17 protein-coding genes are annotated in these 21,543 nt (G+C 63.7%); 7 read left to right on the top strand and 10 right to left on the bottom strand.

Translation table 11 applies throughout. The features are described 5' to 3' along the window. Positions 1-663: 663 nt before the first annotated feature. Both QD228_RS11335 and QD228_RS11340 read right to left on the bottom strand, forming a co-directional pair. Positions 664-3,495, bottom strand: a complete 2,832-nt coding sequence (locus QD228_RS11335) for a heavy metal translocating P-type ATPase (protein ID WP_279875609.1) — start codon at positions 3,493-3,495, stop codon at positions 664-666. Continuing rightward, positions 3,492-3,950: a MerR family DNA-binding protein gene (locus tag QD228_RS11340; protein ID WP_077377703.1), complete on the bottom strand. Its 459-nt coding sequence runs from the start codon at positions 3,948-3,950 to the stop codon at positions 3,492-3,494. Before QD228_RS11340 ends, QD228_RS11335 begins: the two co-directional genes overlap by 4 nt. Positions 3,951-4,394: 444 nt before the next feature. Here QD228_RS11340 and QD228_RS11345 point away from each other — a divergent pair, with 444 nt between their 5' ends. Further along, entirely contained in the window at positions 4,395-5,648 is a 1,254-nt protein-coding gene (locus QD228_RS11345) for an outer membrane protein transport protein (protein WP_240499638.1), read from the top strand. A 169-nt stretch (positions 5,649-5,817) separates the two neighbouring features. On the opposite strand, the gene QD228_RS11350 is transcribed toward QD228_RS11345, so the two are convergent. The 6 genes from QD228_RS11350 to QD228_RS11375 all read right to left on the bottom strand — a co-directional run bounded on the left by QD228_RS11350 (position 5,818) and on the right by QD228_RS11375 (position 14,308). Then, a complete protein-coding gene (locus QD228_RS11350; RefSeq protein ID WP_169477284.1) occupies positions 5,818-6,900 on the bottom strand; it encodes a porin in 1,083 nt (360 codons plus the stop codon). Positions 6,901-7,200: 300 nt separating this feature from the next. Beyond that, positions 7,201-8,796 carry an ABC transporter ATP-binding protein gene (locus QD228_RS11355; RefSeq protein ID WP_218015172.1) on the bottom strand — a complete coding sequence of 532 codons (1,596 nt, stop codon included), beginning with the start codon at positions 8,794-8,796 and terminating at the stop codon, positions 7,201-7,203. 147 nt (positions 8,797-8,943) lie between these two features. Next, positions 8,944-9,867: an ABC transporter permease subunit gene (locus QD228_RS11360; protein WP_084207794.1), complete on the bottom strand. Its 924-nt coding sequence runs from the start codon at positions 9,865-9,867 to the stop codon at positions 8,944-8,946. A gap of 14 nt (positions 9,868-9,881) precedes the next feature. Continuing rightward, positions 9,882-10,808, bottom strand: a complete 927-nt coding sequence (oppB, locus tag QD228_RS11365) for an oligopeptide ABC transporter permease OppB (protein ID WP_077377715.1) — start codon at positions 10,806-10,808, stop codon at positions 9,882-9,884. Between the two features lie 59 nt (positions 10,809-10,867). Beyond that, positions 10,868-12,532: a peptide ABC transporter substrate-binding protein gene (locus QD228_RS11370; protein WP_279875612.1), complete on the bottom strand. Its 1,665-nt coding sequence runs from the start codon at positions 12,530-12,532 to the stop codon at positions 10,868-10,870. 150 nt (positions 12,533-12,682) lie between these two features. Continuing rightward, on the bottom strand, positions 12,683-14,308 hold the full coding sequence (locus QD228_RS11375) for a peptide ABC transporter substrate-binding protein (RefSeq protein ID WP_279875614.1): 1,626 nt from the start codon (positions 14,306-14,308) through the stop codon (positions 12,683-12,685). A 419-nt stretch (positions 14,309-14,727) separates the two neighbouring features. Here QD228_RS11375 and prfB point away from each other — a divergent pair. The 6 genes from prfB (at position 14,728) to QD228_RS11405 (ending at position 20,243) form a co-directional block, all read left to right on the top strand. After that, positions 14,728-15,826 (top strand): peptide chain release factor 2 gene (gene prfB, locus QD228_RS11380; protein ID WP_107335890.1). Its coding sequence is split into 2 segments (ribosomal slippage): positions 14,728-14,802 and positions 14,804-15,826, totalling 1,098 coding nucleotides; the frame shifts between segments, so codons are not numbered across the junction. A 163-nt stretch (positions 15,827-15,989) separates the two neighbouring features. Beyond that, on the top strand, positions 15,990-17,528 hold the full coding sequence (lysS, locus tag QD228_RS11385; RefSeq protein ID WP_279875616.1) for a lysine--tRNA ligase: 1,539 nt from the start codon (positions 15,990-15,992) through the stop codon (positions 17,526-17,528). Positions 17,529-17,895: 367 nt separating this feature from the next. Next, complete coding sequence (locus QD228_RS11390; protein ID WP_043336300.1) at positions 17,896-18,279, top strand: hypothetical protein; 384 nt, start codon at positions 17,896-17,898, stop codon at positions 18,277-18,279. Between the two features lie 205 nt (positions 18,280-18,484). Beyond that, entirely contained in the window at positions 18,485-18,796 is a 312-nt protein-coding gene (locus QD228_RS11395) for a BolA/IbaG family iron-sulfur metabolism protein (RefSeq protein WP_279875618.1), read from the top strand. Positions 18,797-18,798: 2 nt separating this feature from the next. Further along, positions 18,799-19,740 carry a hypothetical protein gene (locus QD228_RS11400; protein WP_279875620.1) on the top strand — a complete coding sequence of 314 codons (942 nt, stop codon included), beginning with the start codon at positions 18,799-18,801 and terminating at the stop codon, positions 19,738-19,740. Continuing rightward, positions 19,737-20,243: a GNAT family N-acetyltransferase gene (locus QD228_RS11405; protein ID WP_279875622.1), complete on the top strand. Its 507-nt coding sequence runs from the start codon at positions 19,737-19,739 to the stop codon at positions 20,241-20,243. The genes QD228_RS11400 and QD228_RS11405 overlap by 4 nt, the downstream gene beginning before the upstream one ends. A gap of 124 nt (positions 20,244-20,367) precedes the next feature. Here the strand turns inward: QD228_RS11405 and QD228_RS11410 are convergent, their stop codons facing one another. Beyond that, a complete protein-coding gene (locus tag QD228_RS11410) occupies positions 20,368-20,628 on the bottom strand; it encodes a cell division protein ZapB (RefSeq protein WP_279875623.1) in 261 nt (86 codons plus the stop codon). 180 nt (positions 20,629-20,808) lie between these two features. After that, entirely contained in the window at positions 20,809-21,459 is a 651-nt protein-coding gene (gene rsmD, locus QD228_RS11415) for a 16S rRNA (guanine(966)-N(2))-methyltransferase RsmD (RefSeq protein ID WP_084207800.1), read from the bottom strand. Positions 21,460-21,543 lie beyond the last annotated feature (84 nt).

Consider the following 21,543-nt stretch of genomic DNA (forward strand, 5'->3'; position numbering starts at 1 on the left):
CAGCCCAGCTGCAGGGGCGGTTCTCTTTGTGCGCGGAAAAAGTCGTGCTCGGAGAGGTACACGCGCTGCGTGAGAAGGGCGAGTGAGAAGGGCGAGTGAGAAGGGCGAGATAGGAGATAGCTCTGCCTGGACGGTGTTTCTCCCTGTAAGAATCGCGGGTGGCCGCCCCACGACCGTCATGCAAGGCTCGTCAGGCACTTGTACCAAACCGCCCCTGTAGCCCCGCTGCAGGGGCGGTCTGCGTTGGGGCATCGAGGTGGGCAGAGTACGGTAAAGCGGGAGGGCGCTTCGTCGAGGTAGTGACGCAACGTTATGCAGAACCGCGGGGAGAGCGGTTGTGGACAGGTGGGCGCCAACCAGGAAGACAAGTTGTCCACACCCTCTGGCGGCGCGAGAGCGTCCCGACTTACGGGGCAACTGTCGCTGATACATGGCGCTGTCCCGGAAGAGCGGCAGGGTCTTGGCGGACATCGGACCCGCTAGAGGCTGACGCGAAGACGCCCTGCCACACAGTGCGTGGCAGGGCGTCTTGAGTTGCCTTCACTGATCAAATGAAGATGCTACGGATCGGTGGCAGAGCCGTGGTTCATGACCTGGCCAGCCAGAACCACCAGACGATGGCAGCGATCAGGCCAAGCCCTATCAGATTGACGAGTATGCAGATCATGCTGACTCTCCTTGTGGCATGGTGGAAGAATTTCCTGTGCTGTCCGTACGTGACCGAGCTGCCCCCGGGGGAGTGAACCCCCGCAGGCGGTTGGCGTTCGTCACGACCGTCACGGAAGACAGTGACATGGCCAGCCCGGCGATCACCGGCGACAACAGCATGCCGGTGAAGGGATAGAGAATGCCTGCCGCAATCGGAATGCCGATCAGGTTGTAGCCGAAGGCACCCACCAGGTTCTGCTTGATGTTGCGCAGCGTGGCCTGGCTGATCGCGATCGCGTCCGCGACCCCTGCCAGGGAGGGCTGCATCAGCGTGATGCCGGCCGTCTCGATGGCGACATCAGTACCTTCACCCATCGCGAAGCCGACATCGGCCAGCGCCAGCGCCGGCGCATCATTGATGCCGTCGCCGACCATTCCCACCACATGGCCTTCCTGTTGGAGGCGGGCGATCTCATCGTGCTTGTCATCCGGTGAGACGCCGGCACGATAGTCATCGATCCCGGTCTCACGGGCCACGGCAGCGGCCGTGTGCTGATTGTCACCGGTCAGCATGATCACCTTGAGGCCAACGGCATGCAGGCGAGCGATGGCGTCGCGGCTATCGTCACGCAGCGGGTCGGCCAGCCCGAAGACGGCGATCAATGCATTGTCACGTGCCATCAGGATCACGGTGCGGGCATTGTCTTCCAGCGACGTGATCTGCTCACTCAGCGGTGCAAGGCTGATACCTGCATCCTCCAGCATGGCAGCGTTGCCCATGCGCCAGGTGCGGCCTGCATCGTCCTGAGCCTGAATGCCGCGCCCGCTGATGGTCTGGTAGTCATTGAAGGCCTTGCTGCGCGAGGCCTCGGGACGCTGTGCTTCGATATGTGCCAGCAGCGCGGTGGCCAGGGGGTGCTCGGAGCCCCGCTCCAGGGCATGGGCGGCATCCAGCACCTCCTGCTCGCTTTCCCCCGAGACCCGATGCGTTTCAGTGACTTCCGGCTTGCCGCGCGTCAGGGTACCGGTCTTGTCGACCACGAGTGCGGTCAAGCGACTGGCGGTCTGCAGTGACTCACCGCTGCGTACCAGCACGCCATGTTCCGCTGCCTTGCCGACCCCGATCATGGTCGAGATCGGCGTCGCCAGACCCAGTGCACAGGGGCAGGCGATGACGAGAACCGCCGTCGCGACCACCAGCATATGCACGCCAGTCGGGGCGGGCCCGACGTTGAACCAGAGAAGCGCCGCGACGATGGCGATGATCATCACGCTGGGCACGAATACGCCGGAGATGGTATCGGCCAGCCGTCCGATCGGGGGGCGCGAGTTCTGCGCCTGACGCACCTGACTGATGATGCGGCCCAGGCGTGTCTCGCTGCCGATGCGCTCGACCTCGAAGACCAGACTGCCACGCGTGTTGAGCGTGCCGGCAGCCACGTCATCGCCGACACCACGTGAGACAGCCAGTGGCTCACCGCTCAACATCGATTCATCGATGTGGCTCTGTCCTTCGATCACCTTGCCATCCACCGGGATGCGCTCACCGGGGCGAATGCGCACGTGGTCACCGCTGCGTACGTCGTTGACATCGATCTCGCGCTCTTCGCCCTCGCGAATGACCCGAGCGGTACGGGTCTGCAGATCCAGCAGCGTGCGCAGTGCTTTCTGTGTACGCCCGCGGGCTCTGACCTCCAGTGCCTGACCAAGACTGATCAGGCCGATGATCATGGTCGAGGCTTCGAAGTAGAGGCCACGAGCCGCCTGAGGCACCGTCTCGGGGAAGATCAGCACGCCCATGGAATAGAGCCATGCCGCCCCGGTACCGAGTGCCACCAGCGTGTCCATGTTGGCCTGATGATGGGTGAAGGCCTTCCAGGCGCTGGTGAAGAAGCTGCGTCCTGCGGTGGCGAGCACACCCAGCACCGCGACCCCGATGGCCAGCCACACTCCACGTTCGAGACCTTCGAAGCCGGGATGATGGAAGAACATGCTGATCATCAGCGGGATACCGATGCCCAGTGACAGCGCGCTGTCACGGATGCGAGAGCGATATTCCTGGTCAGCCTCTTCCTGCTGTTGCGCGTCATTGGCGCCCGGGTCTTTCACCACGCTTGCCCCATATCCCACGTCTTCGATGGCCGCGATGATCTCGGTGGTCGCAAGCTGGCTTTTGACCTGTGCCGTGCGCGAAGCGAAGTTGACCTCGGCATGTTCCACGCCATCCAGGCCATCCAGTGTCTTCTGGATAGTGGCGACACAGCTGGCGCAGGTAATGCCGGACAGCGAGAGCTCAAGACTTCCGCTATCCGTCGGGCTGGCCGGAGAGGGTTCTGCTGCCGATGGAGCCGCCGTTGCGTGATCCTCCGTGGTGTCGTCGGACTCAGTGAGATCCGCTGATGTGTCGCCCTCGGCAGGAGGTTCCAATGCATAGCCCGCCTCGACGACAAGACGTTCAAGCAAGGCTTCCGGCAGCCAGCTGGAGACCTGCAGGACGTTGTCTGCCGGCGTACCGCTGACGGTCGCGGACGAATCCCAGTGCTGAATGGCATTGCGCAGCTTGGCGACGCATTTCTGGCAGTGCATGCCGTAGACGTTGATCTCGAGGTTCGCAGGGGTGGCCGGTGCTGCCGGGGTGAGCGGATAGCCGCTGTCCTGCGCCACCTTCGCCACTCCTTCCTCACCCAGCCTCGTGTGTACCAGCAGCAGCTGGGCCTGGGGAGCGCCGACCAGTTCGGCCTGATCATCCTGTGCCAGCAAGGCCTTGCGAATCCTGGTGACACACCCCTGGCAGCTGATGCCGTCAGTGTTCATCACGCTGATCGTGGCAATGGGGTCGTGGCTCATGAGGTCCTCCCGGTGTCAGGGGTGTACGTTCCGTTCTCTTCTGAGGGGGGCGGGAACGATTGCCCCTCGATCAGGCAGCACACGCTGTTGCCATCCGGCACGCCGTCCGGCATGTCCTGCCAGCTCTCCATGGCATGCTCCATGCGCTCTGCCAGGGCTTCCAGCTCGCGGATGCGCTCACGCACTCGGGGCAGATGTTCCTTGAGCAGGTCTCTCACCATGGGGCAGGGGGAGTCATGCTGGTCAGCCTGCTGCAGAATCTGCTTGATATCGGCAAGGCTGAAGCCCAGCTGGCGTGCCTGACTGATGAACTTGAGGCGTACCAGCGCCTGCTCATCGAAGCGCTGGTAGTTGTTGACGGGATCACGTCGGGCCGTGATCAGCCCCTGGCGCGTGTAATGGCGAACGGTTTCGGCGGTGACGTTTCCTTCGCGGGCCAGTTCAGCGACTTTCATTGCATCATCTCCTCGTGATCAAGAGTGGCGGAGAGAGCATTCGGCTGCCCTGAAGGTCTGTCGGCAGCCAATGTTCCGTGAATGATCCTCAGTGTAAGACCTATGTGCAGGACATAGGTCAAGCGACCCACTACATACGAAAAACCTGATGTTCGACCAATAGGCTAGAGAGGAAGGCGAGAGCCCCGCCATGTTTTAAACGCTGGCGAACAGACGCTAAATGATCGCCAGGACATGGGGTTAGCAACACGATGACAGTGCAGACATGAATGAAAGTTCCCCAAATACTAGAAATCTCCCTATTCAAACAAACGTTCGCCCTTGACTTGAGCGGGCGACTCGCCCAAAACGTAGGTGTCAGGGCTATGCATCAACGAACGATAACAACAACATGCAGCTCTCCAAGCCATCTGCAATGGGACGCCATCCATAATGAAAAACAAGATGAACAAACTCACCCTCGGGGTCGCGCTGGCAGCGGCTGCCACGGCTTATGCCGGTGGCGTTCACGCGGGGGCCTTCCAGCTCAACGAGCAGAGCGTCAGCACTCAGGGGACGTCCTTCGCCGGGCGCGCCTCGAATGCCAACGATGCTTCCACCGTCTTCGGCAACCCGGCTGGCATGTCCTTCCTGGATCGCGCCCAGATCACCGGTGGGGTGACCTATCTGGACGTCAATACCGATATCGATGTCGCCAGCGCGAATGATGCACTCGGTCGGCCAGTCTCTGGCGGAGATGACGGCGACATGGTGCCGGGGGCGGCAGTGCCTTCCTTCTATTATGTGCAACCGATGAACGATCAGGTCGCGCTGGGCTTCGGGGTCTATGCGCCCTTTGGTGTGATCACCGATTATGGCTCTGATTTCCGTGGCCGTTATTTCGCCAATTACAGTGAAGTCGAGGTGGTCACCGCCCAGCCGACCATCTCCTACCGCATCAATGACAAGTGGGCCATCGGCGCCGGTGTGACCTACAACAGCATCAAGGGTGAGCTGACGTCGAATACTGTCGATGTCGGCGCAGGGGATGGCAAGGTCAAGATCAAGGGCGACGATGCCGCCTGGGGCTACAACGTCGGGGTCATCTTCCAGCCGGTGGAAAGTACCCGTCTCGGTCTGTCCTATCGCTCCAAGGTCGACTACAGCCTGGAAGGCGAGGCCAAGTACAACAATGTCTTCACTGGCACGGGCTTCGCGAATACCGAGCAGGATGCGTCGCTGGACGTGACCTTGCCGGAAAGCATCGACTTCTCCGTGACGCACAAGCTGGATGATCGCTGGACGCTGATGGCGGGCGTGACCTGGGTGCACTGGAGCCGCTTCGACGAGATCGCGGTGGAAGTCGACAACATGAACGACATCGTCGAGGAGCAGGGCTACGAGGACAGCTGGCAGTATGCGGTCGGTCTGAGCTATCAGCTCAATCCGCAGTGGGTGCTGCGTACCGGCATGGCCTTCGATGACAGCCCGACCGTGGACGAGCATCGCAGCGCGCGTATCCCGTCCGGGGACCGCACCATCTTCTCGCTGGGGGCCGGCTGGACGCCGATGCCGGAGCTGACCATCGACATGGCCTACACCTACCTGTGGGAAGAGACGGCCACCGTCAGCCTGAGCGAGCCCAACCGTGGGACCTATGAAGCTGATTACGAGAATGAAGCGCATGGCTTCGGTCTCGGCGCGACCTATCGCTTCTGAGTACGTAAGCGGCTGAAACGCTGAGCGGATCTCAGGACAACCAATACAGAAACGCCCGGTCACATGACCGGGCGTTTTTTGTTGCCCCTGCCGGAGGCCATCCGGCAGGGGCGGGACCATCGCCTCAGCGCGAGCATCGGCGGTCCGTCACCAGCGCCTGACATGACGATCAGAAGTCGTAGCGTGCCAGGAACATCAGCTGGTCCCGGTCAGCGCTGTACTCGCTGCCGTCTGACTGGCGGCTGTTGTCGAAGCGGTACTCGGTGGCCAGCGTCAGGTCCTTGACTCGCCAGGCCGCGCCCAGGATCTGATAGGCGTAGCGGGCTTCGCTGTCGGTGTCTTCCAGGTGGTTCAGGCCGCCATAGAGCTCGACGCTGTCATCGCCCCAGATGACCTCCTTGAACTTGTAGTTGACCACGAATTCCGCGCCGCGCGCCTTGTCGACGAAGGCTTCCGAGGAGTCCAGAGTGCTGCCGGCGATGTGGTTGCGATATTCCCCGCCGACGAGCGCGATGTACCAGTTGCCCGGCGACCAGTGACCGCCGAGCAACCAGGCATCGACATCGCCGTTCTCGCTGTTGCCGCTCTCGTAGTCGCTCAGCTCCGTATGGTGGAAGACCCCGCCCACCGTGACGTCCTCGTTCGGATGCCAGTTGAGCGCGGCTTCATAGCTGTAGTCGCGCTCATAGCCTGAGTACTCGGTCTCGGTGGTGAAGACGCCGTCCTCGAAGAGCGAGGTCTCGTTGCTGTGCTGGCCATCATGACTGAGCTGGTAGAGCAGGCCGACGGTGAACTCTCCGAAACCCTTCTTCCAGTACAGCGAGTTGTCCGGGCGTCCCGTGCCATGCAGACCACCATCTCCGCTGCGGCCTTCGAAGGTACCGGACGCCTCGCCACCATTGATCCAGAACCAGTCGGTGTTGACGGCCACCATGTCGTACCAGGGGCCATACTGCTTGCCGACCGTGAAGCTGCCCCATTTCTCGTGTGCCGCCCCAGCGTAGAGCATGCGCTTGTAGTGAGCATCGGTGCCATCCTTGAACCAGGGGTCGAAGCCCCATTCGGCCCGGATGATCGAGCTCCAGCCTTGCTGGAACTGATGCTCGTGGATCAGGCGAATCCGCGAGCCACCGTTGTAGATCTCATCGTGTGCGCCATCCTGGATCACGGCAAACGCCGCCAGGCGGCCACTGAACTCGACGCGGTCGGTATCCGTCTTGTAGACCTCGATGGCCTGAGCCATGGGGCTCATGCTCAGCAGTCCCGTGCCGAGCAGGGCTGCGCCAATCGCGTGACGCAGACGAGGGTGAGTGAGAAGGGGGATGCTGGCTGTTGTTGTAGGTTGCATCGTCATCCTGTGCATGTCTTTCCATCGGTGTGGGGAATGCCGGAGCATCCTGCTCCGGCCTCGGTCGGGTGCACGCACCCGGTTGGCAGCCAATGTCGATTCGCGTGACCGACTCGGCTGTCCTTGCCTGAGCCTTTTCTCAGGCAAAGCGGGGTCTTGATGGGCGCCGAAGCGCCCATCAGGCATGTCGTCGTGTTCAGGGTGTCAGTGGTGCGCCTGGCCCAGGTCCGGGGCGAAGGCAGCCTGCATCAATTCACGGGTGTAACGCTCACGGGGCGCCTCGAAGATGGCGTGGGTACTGCCGCTTTCCACCACCTCGCCTTCCTTCATCACGATGAGGTGGTCTGACAGTGCACGCACGACCGCCAGGTCATGGCTGATGAACAGGTACGTCAGGCCATGACGCGCCTGCAGGTCGCGCAGCAGGTCGATCACCGTGACCTGTACCGAGCGATCCAGCGCCGAGGTCGGCTCATCCAGCAGCAGGAATTCCGGCTTGAGCACCAGGGCGCGAGCGATGGCGATACGCTGGCGCTGGCCGCCGGAGAATTCATGCGGATAGCGATTGCGCATGCCGGGGTCGAGGCTGACCTCACAGAGTGCCTCACAGACCTGTGCGTCGCGTTGGGCGCGATTGAGCTCTGGATGATGCACGCGCAGGCCTTCGCTGATGATCTCGCCCACGGTCAGGCGCGGCGACAGGGAGCCGAAGGGGTCCTGGAAGACGACCTGCATGCGCGAGCGCAGCGGTCGCATGCCGGACTTGTCCAGCGCGGCGATGTCCACGCCATCGAAGTCGATGTTGCCCTGGCTCTTGAGCAGGCGCAGCAGGGCACGACCCAGCGTGGACTTGCCGGAACCGGACTCGCCGACGATGCCGATGGTCTGGCCGCGTCGGACCTCGAGATCGATGCCGCGCACGGCCTCGAAGGCGACCTTGGGGCCGAACAGCGGCCGCTTGATGGTGAAGCTGACGCGCACATCGCGTGCCGAGAGCAGCACCGGCGCATCCGCCGCCACCGCGGCCTTCTCGCCGGCCGGTTCGGCATCGATCAGCATGCGGGTGTAGGCGTGCTGCGGGTTGTCGAAGACCTCGTGGGTGGTGCCGGTCTCCAGAAGCTCGCCGTGGCGCATCACGCAGACGCGGTCCGCGAAGTGGCGCACGATGCTCAGGTCGTGGGTGATGAACAGGATCGCCATGCCGTAGCGTTGCTGCAGCGACTTGAGAAGCCGCAGGATCTGCGCCTGCACCGTGACGTCCAGCGCGGTGGTCGGCTCATCGGCGATCAGCAGGTCCGGCTCGCAGGCCAGCGCGATGGCGATCATCACGCGCTGACGCTGGCCACCGGACAGCTCATGGGGATAGCTGTCGATACGCCGCGCCGGCTCCGGGATGCCGACCTGCTCCAGCAGTTCCAGCGCCTTGTGACGAGCCGCGCGGCCCTTGAGGTCACGATGCAGTGCCAGTACCTCGATGATCTGGCGCCCGATGCGATGCAGCGGGTTGAGCGAGGTCATCGGCTCCTGGAAGACGGTGGCGATGCGGTTGCCGCGCAGCTCGCGCATGCGCCGCGTCGAGGCACTCAGCAGGTCTTCGCCGCGCAGGCGGATGGCGCCCTTGATCTCGGCGAGTTCCGGCAGCAGGCGCAGGATGGCGGTCGAGGTCACCGACTTGCCGGAGCCGGACTCGCCGACCAGCGCCAGCGTCTCGCCCTTGTTGAGGGTGAAGCTGACGCCCTTGACGGCGGGTACCGCGCCATCCGGGAGCTGGAAGTCGACCTTGAGGTCATCGACTTCCATCAGCGGCGGTGTGCCCGGCGCCTCGGCCGCCAGTCCCAGGCGAGTCAGGGTGTCGGCGCGAGCCTGGTCGGCGGCGTTGCGCGCTGGCGGCAGGCTGGAGGCGGTGCCGGAGGGTGAAGGTGAAGAGGTCATGATCAGCGCTCCGGTTCAGCGAGTCTTGGGGTCGAGGGCGTCACGCAGGCCATCGCCGAGGAAGTTGAGGCAGAACAGGGTCGCGGCGAGGAAGGCCGAGGGCACCAGCAGCATCCAGGGCGCGGTCTCCATCATGTCCTTGCCTTCGGAGATCAACACGCCCCAGGAGGTCAGCGGTTCCTGCACGCCAAGCCCGAGGAATGACAGGAAGCTCTCCAGCAGGATGACCTTGGGCACCGTCAGCGTGACGTAGACGATCACCGGGCCCAGCGCGTTCGGAATCAGGTGACGCGTCACGACCTGCAGATCACGCACGCCGAGTGCATGCGCCGCCTCGACGAATTCGCGCTTCTTGAGTGCCAGCACCTGGCCGCGCACGATGCGCGACATGTCCAGCCACTCCACCGCACCGATGGCGGCGTAGATCAGGAAGATGTTGCGACCGAACACCACCATCAGCAGGATCACCAGGAACATGAACGGCAGCGAATACATGATGTCGACGAAGCGCATCATCAGGTTGTCGGTGCGTCCGCCGAAGTAGCCGGAGACAGCGCCGTAGAGCACGCCGATCACCAGACTGACGAAGGTGGCGACCAGCGCCACCGACAGCGAGATCTGACCGCCATGCAGGGTACGGGTCAGCAGATCACGCCCGTTGACGTCGGTGCCGAAGATGTGGCCGGAGGCCAGGTCCGGGCCGGTGCCGATGGCGTTCCAGTCGACCTCGTCGAGTTCGAAGGGCGTCAGCCATGGGCCGATCAGGCAGGCCAGCACGACGAGGGTCATCACCACCAGACTGCACATGGCGGCGCGGTTCTGCTTGAGACGACGCCAGGCATCGCGGGTCAGGCTGTCGCCTGCCGGTGCCGCAGGGGGCTGGCCGTCGAAGGCACTGGCAGCGCCGGTGCCGTGGGGGGCGGGAGTTGTCTGTGACATGTCAGGGCCTCGGGTCAGTCGTCGTAGCGGATCTGCGGGTCGAGCATGCTGTAGAGCAGATCGACGATCAGGTTGAGCAGCAGGATCAAGGCGCCATAGAAGACCACCGTGCCCATCACCAGGGTGTAGTCACGATTGAGCGCACCCTGCACGAAATAGCGCCCGATGCCGGGAATGCCGAATATCTGCTCGATCACCACCGAGCCGGTGATGATCCCGGCGATGGCCGGGCCGAGGTAGGAGACCACCGGCAGCATCGCCGGTCGCAAGGCATGGCGCAGAATCACCTTCCACTCGCTCAGCCCCTTGGCGCGGGCGGTGCGGATGTAGTGACTGCCCAGTACCTCGATCATGCTGGCGCGCATCATGCGGGCGATGTAGGCGATCTGCTGGATGGAGAGTGCCACCACCGGCAGCAGCAGGTTCTGCCAGGCGCCACCGTTCCAACCGCCGGCCGGCAACCAGCCGAGCAGCACGCCGAATACCAGCGCCAGCAGCGGGGCGATCACGAAGTTGGGCACCGCGATCCCCGCCAGCGCAGTACTCATCACCACGTAATCTGCCGTCGAATTGCGCCGGATGGCCGCGATCACCCCCAGCGGCACCCCGATCAGCAGCGCGGCCAGAATCGCCCACATGCCCAGCTCCAGACTGGCCGGGAAGCCCTGGCTGATCAGCTCGCTGACGTCGAAGTCCTTGTACTTGAAGGACGGGCCGAGATCGCCCTGTACCAGATCACCCAGATAGCGGATGTACTGCATCGGCAGCGGTTCATCCAGGTGATAGGCCGCGCGCAGGTTTTGCTCGATTTCCGGCGGCAGGCGGCGTTCGCCATCGAAGGGGCCGCCCGGGGCGACCCGCATCAGGAAGAACGACAGGGTGATCACGATCAGCAGGGTGGGAATCGCCTGCAGCAACCGTTTGAGGGTGTAGCTCAGCATCCAGTGCTCCGTTCGGGCCGCTGCCCGGGTGTGTCGTTGTTATGGGTGGCTGTCATCGGTCAGTGCGAGGTGTCGATATGCAGATAGCGACTCGGGTGCACGTCCAGCGCATTGGGCGCCCAGCCACTGATGGCGGGGTCGACAAGGCTGGAGGTGACATAGTCGTAGAGCGGCAGCACCACATCGTGGTCGAGCAGATACTGCTCGGCATCGTGCAGTTGTTGCCGGCGAGCATCGTCATCGCCCTCGCGCGCCGCCGCCTCGATCAGCGCATCGTAGGCCGGTGAGCTGAGCCCGGGTGCGTTGGAGGTGTTGTCGCTGCTGAAGGCGTTCAGGAAGTCGTAGGCATCGGCGATGGTCGCGATCATGCCGTAACGGCCGACCTCGAAATCGCCCAGCGCCAGATCCCGGTAATGCACCGCGGCCTCGGTATTGGTCAGCGTCACGTGCACGCCCAGCGGCTTCCACATCGCTCCGAGCGCCACGGCGATCTTCTTGTGGTCTTCCAGGGTGTTGTAGCGCAGGGTCAGCTCAAGCGGGTGGTCTGGCCCGTAGCCCGCGTCTGCCATCAGCTCGCGGGCCTTTGCCATGCGCCGGTCCATCGACCAGTCAGCGAAGTCGAAGCGCGCGCCCTGATGTTCACTCAACGCCTCGGGCACGAAATGCCAGGAGGGGATCTGGCCCATGCCGAGAATGCGCTCGGTGATCACCTCACGACGCGTGGCCAGATTCAGCGCGCGACGAATGCGCCGGTCCGCCACGGGCGAGCCCTCGCGCAGATTGAAGACATAGAAGTACTCGCCGAGGATCGGGTAGGTGTGCAGGGCCTCGGCCAGATTGTCCTGAATCCACGCGTAGTGGCTGGCGGGTACGCCATAGGCGATCTCGACTTCACCCGCACGGAAGCGATTGAGCGCGGCATGGCTCTCCTCGATGGGCAGGTAGACCACCTCGTCGAGAGTGACGTTCTGTGCGCCGTGATAGCGCGCGTTGGGTGTCAGCGTGATATGCGACTGCGGCGCCCATTCCTTGAGCACGAAGGCGCCCGAGGTGACCATGTTGGCCGGCCGCGTCCAGTCAGCGCCATTGGCCACGATGACATGGCGTGGCAGCGGGGCGGCTTCGCTCATCGCCAGCGTCTGCGCCAGTGTTGCCGACGGATGACTGAGCGTGATGGTGAGCGTCTGCGCATCGGGCGCGGCCACGCCGAGCTGATCCGGGGGCAGCGCGCCGGTATTCACCGCGCGGGCATTGACGATCGGGTAGTAGAGGGTGGCGTTGTGGGCCGCGGTAGCCGGTGTCAGCAGGCGGCGCAGCGCAAAGACTGCATCCTCGGCGGTCAACGGCGTGCCGTCTGACCACTCAAGCCCCGCGCGCAGATGGAAGGTCCAGATCCGTCCATCGGCGGACGACTCCCAGCGCTCTGCCAGCCCGGGAATCAGCTCGCCGTCGGCGGAGTAGGCGATCAGCGGCTCGAACAGATCACGCACGATGCGTGTCTCCCAGGTGCCGCTGGTCTGTTGCGGGTCCAGCGAGCCGGGTTCGGCGCCGTTGGCGATGCGCAGGATCTGTTCGTCCTGGCTTGCGGGGCTTGCGGGGCTTGTGGAGCTGGTGGATTGTGCGGCCATGGCGCTGCTGGAAGCGCTCATGGACACGGAGAGAACGGACAGCAGCAGGCCTGCGCCGAGGCTTGCCGCGCATTGCATCGAGGAAGTGGGGGACATGCGTCGACTCCTTGCCACGCCCGTGGGGCGCGACGGCATCTTCTGGTGCCATCCTTGGCAGATGCCACGCGGCTGCCCCGGTGGACAGCCGCGTGAACCCATGACATTCGAGAGAGCGGCGAGCCTGGTCAGAGGCTCAGCAGGCTCGCCTCACTCGGAGAACGAGACCCAGCGCGAGCGGTGGATATCCTCGATGTTGCCCTGCCAGCCGCTGAGCTTGGGATTCACCAGGTTGCGTGACACGTAGTAGTAGATCGGTAACACGGCGTAGTCATCCAGCGCCTTGCGCTCGGCGTCCTGCATCAGGGCCTCTCGGTCATCCATGTCGAGGGTATCGGCGGCCTTTTGCATGTCGTCATCCAGCGCCTTGTTGGAATAGGCGCCGTAATTGTTGGGCACGCCGGTTTCCAGCAGGTTGAGGAAGTTCTGGGCGTCGTTGTAATCGCCGATCCAGCCGGCGCGACCGACATCGAACTTGCCCTGGCGCATGTCCTCGTAGTGCACCGCGACCTCGGCATTCAGCAGATTGACCTTCACGCCCAGCGGCTTCCACATCGCGGCGGCGGCAATGGCCACCTTCTTGTGGTCTTCGCTGGTGTTGTAGCGCAGGGTCAGCTCCAGCGGGTTGTCCGGGCCGTAGCCGGCGTCTTCCATCAGAGACCTGGCCTTCTGCATGCGTTCATCCATCGACATGTCCTTGAAGGGCATCTCCTGGATGTCGTAGTGGTTCACGCCGGTGGGCACGAAGCTGTAGGCCGGCACTTCGCCGGTGCCGAGAATCTTGTCGGTGATGATGCTGCGGCGGATGGAGAGGTTGAGCGCCTCGCGCACCCGCGGGTCTGCCGTGGCATGGCCGTCGCGTGAATTGAGCACGTAGTAGTAGATGCCCAGGTAGGGCGCGACGTGGGTGGCGTCCGGCAGGTTGTCCTTCAGCCAGCCGTATTGCTGGGTGGGGAATTCGCGTGCGATGTCGATCTCGCCGGCGCGGAAGCGCTTCAGGGCGCTGTTGCGCTCCTCGATTGGGTAGTAGATCACCTCATCCAGCGCGACCTCCCTGGCATCGTGGAATTCAGGATTCTTGAGCGCGACGATGCGGGTCTGCGGCTGCCACTCGCTCAGCTCGAAGGCGCCGTTGGAGACCATCTTGCCGGGGTCGGTCCAGTCCTTGCCGTACTTCTCCACCACATGTTTCGGCAGCGGGTAGGCGGTGTAATGCGAGAGCTGGTCCAGGAAGTAGGGCGTCGGGCGCTCGAGGGTGATCTCGAGAGTGTGGTCATCCACGGCTCGCACGCCGAGGGTATCCGGCTCGGCCTCGCCGCTGTTGATGGCCTTGGCATTCTTGATCGGATACAGGATATAGGCGTAATCCGAGGCATTCTCGGGTGTCATGATGCGCTTGAGCGCGAACACGAAGTCCTCGGCGGTCACCGGCTCGCCGTCGGACCACTTGCCGTCCTGACGCAGCGTGAAGGTGTAGGTCTTGCCGTCCTCGGAGATGTTCCATGACTCGGCCGCGCCGGGGATGCGCTCGCCATCGGCGGCTTCGGTGACCAGCCCCTCGAAGAGATCGCCCACCACGTCATTTTCCCAGGTGCCGGAGATCTGCTGTGGGTCCAGCGAGGCCGGTTCCCCCATGATCGCCAGCTTGAGGGTGTCGGCCATGATGCCCGGGGAAGCGGCGATGCTCCCGGCCAGCAGCAGGGAGCTTGCCAGGCGTTTGAGCGCGAAGCGTTTGGGGAGCACCGGGGTGTGAGAGGGGGAGTGCAGTCGTGCCATGATAGGGAGGCTCGCTATTGTTGTTAGGGGTAATACGAGTGTCGCCTTCTACCATCGAATCTTTTGCTGCCCGCTGTCCATGTTAAAAAATGGATGGCTTATGCATGCATTCGATAAACGTCATGCAAGGCGTGGAAAATCGGGCCATTCGGGGCTGACGGACGTTTGAATGACTTTGGTCGTATTCGCCGCCTGCCCGCTGAGGGGCGGCATGCCTGACAGCCGAGAGCCATTGCTTGCCAGCTGCCCACGGATGATGGGCCGGGCATGGTCGCCACGCCGGGAAATGGCTACAATATCGGGCTTTGCGCGCTGTCGATCTGCACATCCACCTTCGGGTGGCATGTGGCGGAACCCGTCGCTTGCGACAGGATCGCCGCGCACCCATTCACGCATCATCGCCTCAAGACAGGACGAACATGCAAGAGATCAATCCGATCACCAACCTCATCAAGGACCTGTCCGAAAGGGCAGAAGTCCTGAGGGGGTACCTTTGACTATGCCGAAAAGCAGGATCGGCTAGAGGAAGTCACTCGCGAGCTCGAGAATCCGGATGTCTGGAATGACCCGGACTACGCGCAGAAGCTCGGCAAGGAACGTGCGTCGCTGGAGCTGGTCGTCAAGACCCTCGACGACATGAGCAACGGTCTGTCCGACTGCTCCGACCTGCTGGAAATGGCGGTCGAGGAAGAGGACGAAGGCACCGTGGACGAAGTCGTCCGCGAGCTGGACCAGCTCAAGGCCAGTCTCGAGAAGCTCGAGTTCCGCCGCATGTTCTCGGGTGAGATGGACGCCAACAACGCCTACCTCGACATCCAGGCAGGCTCCGGCGGTACCGAAGCGCAGGATTGGGGCAACATGTTGCTGCGCATGTACCTGCGCTGGGCCGAGCATCACGGTTTCAAGACCGAGATCGTCGAGGCGAGCGCCGGTGAAGTCGCCGGCATCAAGTCCGCGACCATCCACGTCGAGGGCGATTACGCCTTCGGTTGGCTGCGCACCGAGCTTGGCGTGCACCGTCTGGTCCGCAAGAGTCCCTTCGACTCCGGCGGCCGTCGTCACACCTCGTTCGCGTCCGTGTTCGTGTCGCCGGAAATCGATGACAACATCGAGATCGACATCAATCCGGCCGACCTGCGCACCGATACCTATCGCTCCTCCGGCGCCGGTGGTCAGCACGTCAACACCACCGACTCCGCGGTACGTATCACCCACGTGCCGACAGGCATCGTGGCGGCCTGCCAGACCGAGCGTAGCCAGCACTCCAACCGTGACCGCGCCATGAAGATGCTGAAGGCGCGTATCTACGAAGCCGAGATGCAGAAGCGCAACGCCGCCAAGCAGGAACTCGAGGACTCCAAGTCCGATATCGGCTGGGGCAGCCAGATCCGCTCCTACGTCCTCGATGACCAGCGCATCAAGGACCTGCGGACCAGCGTCCAGTCGAGCAACTGTGACAAGGTGCTCGACGGCGACCTCGATGACTTCATCGTCGCCAGCCTCAAGATGGGGCTCTGACCGCGAACAACCTCGCGGCCTAGCGCCTCTCGCCTCCGTCGGTACCGCCGGCGGAGGCCACGAATCCCCGTATCGCGGTCAGTACTGATGGTCACTATCGTCAGGCTGATCATGATCTGTCGTGGCCCAGGCCATGACCCTTTGACACGAGACAGGCCCCTCCATGTCGACAGAGCAGACCCCCGCCATTGATGAGCAGCAGGCCGCCGAACAGGCTCAGGAAGAGAACCGCCTGATCGCCGAACGTCGCGCCAAGCTGAACGCCCGCCGCGAGCAGGCCGCCGCCGAAGGCAAGAGTGCCTTCCCGAATGATTTCCGTCGTGACAGCCTCGCCGCTGACCTGATGGAAGAGCTGGGCGAGAAGGACAAGGCCGAGCTGGAGACGCTGGACCGCAAGGCCGCCGTCGCCGGGCGTATCATGCGCAAACGTGGCCCCTTCATCGTGCTGCAGGAAGTCTCCGGCCAGATTCAGCTCTACGTCGACAAGAAGGGCCTGCCGGAAGCGCTGCTCGAGGACATCAAGAGCTGGGACATCGGTGACATCGTCGGTGCCAGTGGCCCGGTGCACAAATCCGGCAAGGGCGATCTGTACGTCATGATCGAAAGCGCCCAGCTGATGACCAAGAACCTGCGCCCGCTGCCGGACAAGTTCCATGGTCTGTCCGATCAGGAAATGCGCTATCGCCAGCGTTATGTCGACCTGATCATGAACGAGCAGTCACGTCGCACCTTCGCGCTGCGTGCCGGCATCGTCGCCTCCATCCGTCGTTTCCTCAGCGATCGTGGCTTCATGGAAGTCGAGACGCCGATGCTGCAGCAGATTCCGGGTGGCGCGACCGCGCGTCCGTTCATCACGCACCACAATGCGCTGGACATGGAAATGTACCTGCGCATCGCGCCGGAGCTTTACCTCAAGCGTCTGGTGGTGGGTGGCTTCGAGCGCGTGTTCGAGATCAACCGCAACTTCCGCAACGAAGGGCTGTCGACGCGTCACAACCCCGAGTTCACCATGCTCGAGTTCTACTGGGCCTACGCGGACTACCGTGACCTGATCGCGCTGACCGAAGACATGATCCGCACCGCCGCCCAGGAAGTGCTCGGCACTACGCAGATCACCTGTCAGGGCAGCGAATACGACCTGAGCCAGCCGTTCATCCAGATGACCATGCGCGAGTCGATCATCAAGTACGGTGATGGCATCACCGAAGCCGACCTGGCCGATTACGAAGCCGCACGCGCCACGGCGGAGCGTCTCGGTATCCAGGTCAAGCCGATCTGGGGGCTGGGCAAGCTCGAGACCGAGATCTTCGAGGAAGTCGCCGAGCACCGTCTCGACCAGCCGACCTTCATCACCGAATATCCGGCCGAAGTCAGCCCGCTGGCGCGTCGCAACGATGCCAACCCGCACGTGACCGATCGCTTCGAGTTCTTCGTCGGTGGCCGCGAGATCGCCAATGGCTTCTCGGAGCTCAACGACGCCGAGGACCAGGCCGAGCGCTTCCAGGCTCAGGTGGCCGAGAAGGACGCCGGTGATGACGAAGCCATGTTCTACGACGCCGACTACGTGCGCGCGCTGGAATACGGCATGCCGCCGACCGCCGGTGAAGGCATCGGCATCGACCGTCTGGTGATGCTGCTGACCGACAGCGCCTCCATCCGCGACGTGCTGCTGTTCCCGGCGATGCGTCCGCAGCAGGGCTGAGCAGCAGGCCGCCAGCCCCTCATGATGCGTCAGCGTGATGCGCCATCGTGAGGGGCCACGCTGATGGCACCCACAACGCCTCCGATTTCTGATCGGGGGCGTTGTGGTCTCTGCCTCACACGAATGACTGATGATAAGTGCCTCGCGGGGCATGCTCGGGGTTGATGAGGTAAGGCGGCGCTTGGCTTTGTTGCCCGCGAGCGGCCATAATGGTCGGCGTCCAGTCTGCTGGCGCCCTGGCACTGCCAGAGTGGTGCGCTGGACACCTCGAGGCTCACCCGCATCGCGTGCCTGCTTCATGAGCGGCGCTGCCATCCACGGTGTGTCCTGTCTCGGAATTGTCCCTGAATGTCCTGGAGAGTGCAGAATGAAGCTGCTTAACCGTTCCGCCCTGAGCGTCAAGCCGACCCAGGCGTTTGTCGACTGGATCAACTCGCTGGAATCCGAAGGCGAGGGAGGCGAGGATCTGGCGCTGGAGGATGTCAATCAGGAGAGCACCGTCTACCTGATTCCCGAGATGGACACGCGTGAGGCGCTGGACGGCTTCGTCTCCGAGCGCTGGCTGGACGTGCTGGAAAGCGAGCTGCGCGCCTGGGAAGAAGACACCCGCCATTGGCCGGAGCCGATGGACAAGGCACTCTTCGAGCGCTTCCTGACCGTCGAGCACAGCTATCTGGCGGTCGACCTGGACGACGAGGCACCGCTGGAAGTCAGCGAAGTCGATGACGAGCTGCTGGCCGATCTTGACTGACTTTCCGGCATGATGGCCGCCGTCGCCGCACTTTCCGCAAGAGCTGTCAGCAAGCGCCGTCAGCAATGACTGTCAGTGATGGCGACAGACGCTACAATGGCCTCGGGCATAATGCCCGAGGCCATTTGCGTTGTGACGATCGCATCGTCACCCTCAATTTTCCGCATGTCCGTCGTGCGGCTTCCCCCCTTCAAGGAGATTGCGCATGAGCATCCAGACCCAGATAGACACCAAGCTCTCGACGCTTGACCCGTTGATGGTCGAAGTCGTCAACGAGAGCCATATGCATAGCGTGCCGGCCAATTCCGAGACCCACTTCAAGGTCACCCTGGTCAGCGACCGCTTCAGCGGCCTGTCGCGGGTCAAGCGTCACCAGCAGTTATATTCATTGCTCAGCGAAGAGCTGGATGGCCCGGTGCACGCACTGGCGCTGCACCTGTACACCGCGCAGGAGTGGGCGGCACGCGGCGGCGAGATTCCGGATTCCCCCAACTGTCTGGGCGGCGGCAAGCACTGACCATGACCCCTGAACCGCAACGCCTGCAATATCTGGACGCGATGGGACTGACCGCCTGGGTCGGTCGCTATCAGCTGCCCAATGCCTTGCCCACCCAGGCGTGTGACTGGCCCGAGCCGCAAGCGGCGGAGGCGGTCGCGCCTCAGGCGCGCCTGCACGCGCTGATCGATGAGGCGCCGCGTCCGGCTGCTGCCCACCAGGCGGCGAATGCCAGTCATGCCTCCTCCGCCCAGGCCGGCAGCGCAACGCCTCGCCCGGCAGGACCTTCTCCGGCCTCGAGTGCACGCGCCTTGCTGGGCATGGCGCCGGCCGAGGCCTCCGTGGCCACGGCCGTGGCGACGGGGGACGAGTCAAGCAGCACGGCCTCCTGGGGAACGCCACCTGCTCAGGCGACGACGGAGACAGTGGTCGAGGCGCAGGTCACGCCTCCGGCCGACCAGCCGCCGCTGCGATTCAGCGTACAGCTGGCAGCACTCGACGGACGCTGGTTGGTCATGTTGCCCGGTGATGAGGCGCCGCATCTGGAAGGCGAGGCGTTGCTGAAGGCATTGTGGCGGGCGGCAGGCATCACGCCGACGACAGACCTGACGTTCAGTCACTTCCGCTGGCCATTGCTCGCGAACCTCAAGGCCAGTGCACCGCTGGATGAGGCTCGGGAGGGATTGCGGGCCTTCCTGAATGGCCCCGCACGCCGTGATTGGCAGCCCGAGCGGGTCCTGATCTTCGGCAATCGCGAAGACTGCGCGACCCTGCGTGAGGTGCTGGGCATCACCTCCTCCTCGGGAGACGCCGAAACCTCAAGCCTGCTGGACATTCCCGTCTGGCAGGGGCCTGAGCTTGCCACGCTGGCGCGCTCCAGTGATGCCAAGCGCCAGCTGTGGCCGCTGCTGATTCGCTGGGGAAAGGCGTGGTCCCGCGGGATGACGGAAGGCACGTCGTCATGAGCGGGGCTGACGGCGAGACGGGCGCGGTGCGCAAGCTGGTGCTGGACGATGCGACGCTGGCGGCATTGCAGGCCATCGAGAGCACCCAGGCGCATGGGCTCTCCAGATGCCAGCTGGCGGATGTGCTCAGCGATGCCTCACGCTGCATTCTTGGCTGGCATGCGCCAGCCACGCCTGAGCGGTTGGCGGGATTCGTGGTACTGGCGCGCGGTCCTTTCGAGGCCGAGATCGAGGCGATCACCGTGCATGCTGACCTGCGCGGTCAGGGTATCGGGCGGGTCCTGTTGCAGGCGGCGATCGAGTGCGCCAGACAATGGCATCATGCCACTGGGCTGGAGCGCCTGTTGCTGGAGGTGCGCGCAGGCAATGACGCGGCGCGTGCGCTCTATGCGCATGCCGGGTTCCATGTGGATGGCGTGCGGCGCGGCTACTACCCGGCCTTGCCTCCTGCGCCCTCGGGAACTCGCGAAGATGCGCTGCTGATGTCGCTGTCACTGGAGTGAGGTGCCGGCAGGACGTCTCTTCAGAGGCTGGCCTTCTGGGGCACATCGCAAGCGACTGCTGACAGAGACGACAACGCCGCCGACAGGAGACTGTCGGCGGCGTTGTCGTGCAAGGCCAGAGTGATCAGGCGCTCTGGGTCTCGCTCTCGTTCTCGCTGAAGCGGGCGATCAGGCCTTCCAGACGGCTCGCCCACTGGTCGCGCTCTTCCTGCAGGCGCGCATTGGTCTGACGCAGCTGCTCCAGTTCCTCGCCCTGGCCTTGCTTGGCGTCGCTCAGACGCTGGTTTTCTTCCTTCAGCTCATCGACTTCCATCTTCAGCATCTCGATGGAGTCGATCGCCTGGCCGACTTTCTGCTCAAGCTGGGTAAAGAGTTCAGTGCTCATGCTATCTCCTTGTCGGGCCCCAAGGGCTCGAGGGTGTTCGTTGAGGGCGGTAAAAGTATGCGGTGAATGCTGGTGCGATGAAGATCGGCCACCCCGGCAGTCCCTGCCGGAACGGCGCAGCGATACCCGCCTGCAGGCAGACTACGATGCTGCCTTTATCGACACAAGCGCGAAAGGTGCTCAGGCCGGTTGCTGGCGTCGATAGAGGCGTCCGTGACTGTCGCCGGCGCGACTCTCGCGATGCAGCTGCCAGTTGGCGGGGACCTGAGGCGTCAGCTCCGCCTCGACTTCCAGGTAGATCATGGCGCCATCCTTCAACCAGCCCCGCGACTCGAGCAGCTCGCAGCTCTCGGCGGCGAGTCCGAGCCGGAAGGGCGGGTCGAGCAGGACCAGATCCACGCCCTCCTCGGGCGGGGTGCCGCTCTGTAGCCAGTGGATCACGTCGGCGGTGATGACCGTCGCCGGCAGCTGGCCTTCATTGCTCAGGGTCGTGATGTTGTCGGCCAGCGCCCGAGCGACACGGCTCTCGCGTTCCACGAAGGTGACCTGGGCTGCCTCCCGTGACAGCGCCTCGAGTCCCAGTGCGCCGCTGCCGGCGAACAGGTCCAGTACTCTGGCGCCACCGACATGAAAGCCGAGCCAGTTGTAGAGTGTCTCGCGAACGCGGTCTGGCGTCGGTCGCAGGCCGGGCGCCTCGATCACGGTCAGCAGGCGGCGCTTGAAACGTCCGCCGATGATTCGCAGACGCCCCGCTGGCCCTGCCTTGCCAGAGCGCGAGGGGGCTGAGGATTTGCCCCGTGCGGGGCCTTTGTGAGGTGCGCGTTTTTTCATGCCGCGAGTCTAGCATGTGCGACGCCGGATGCCGCGTGGTGCGTACCTTAAGGCCTGAAGGGATGGTAGGATGACGCCACTTTC

The sequence above is a fragment of the Cobetia sp. 3AK genome, from assembly GCF_029846335.1.
GTDB lineage: Bacteria > Pseudomonadota > Gammaproteobacteria > Pseudomonadales > Halomonadaceae > Cobetia > Cobetia marina.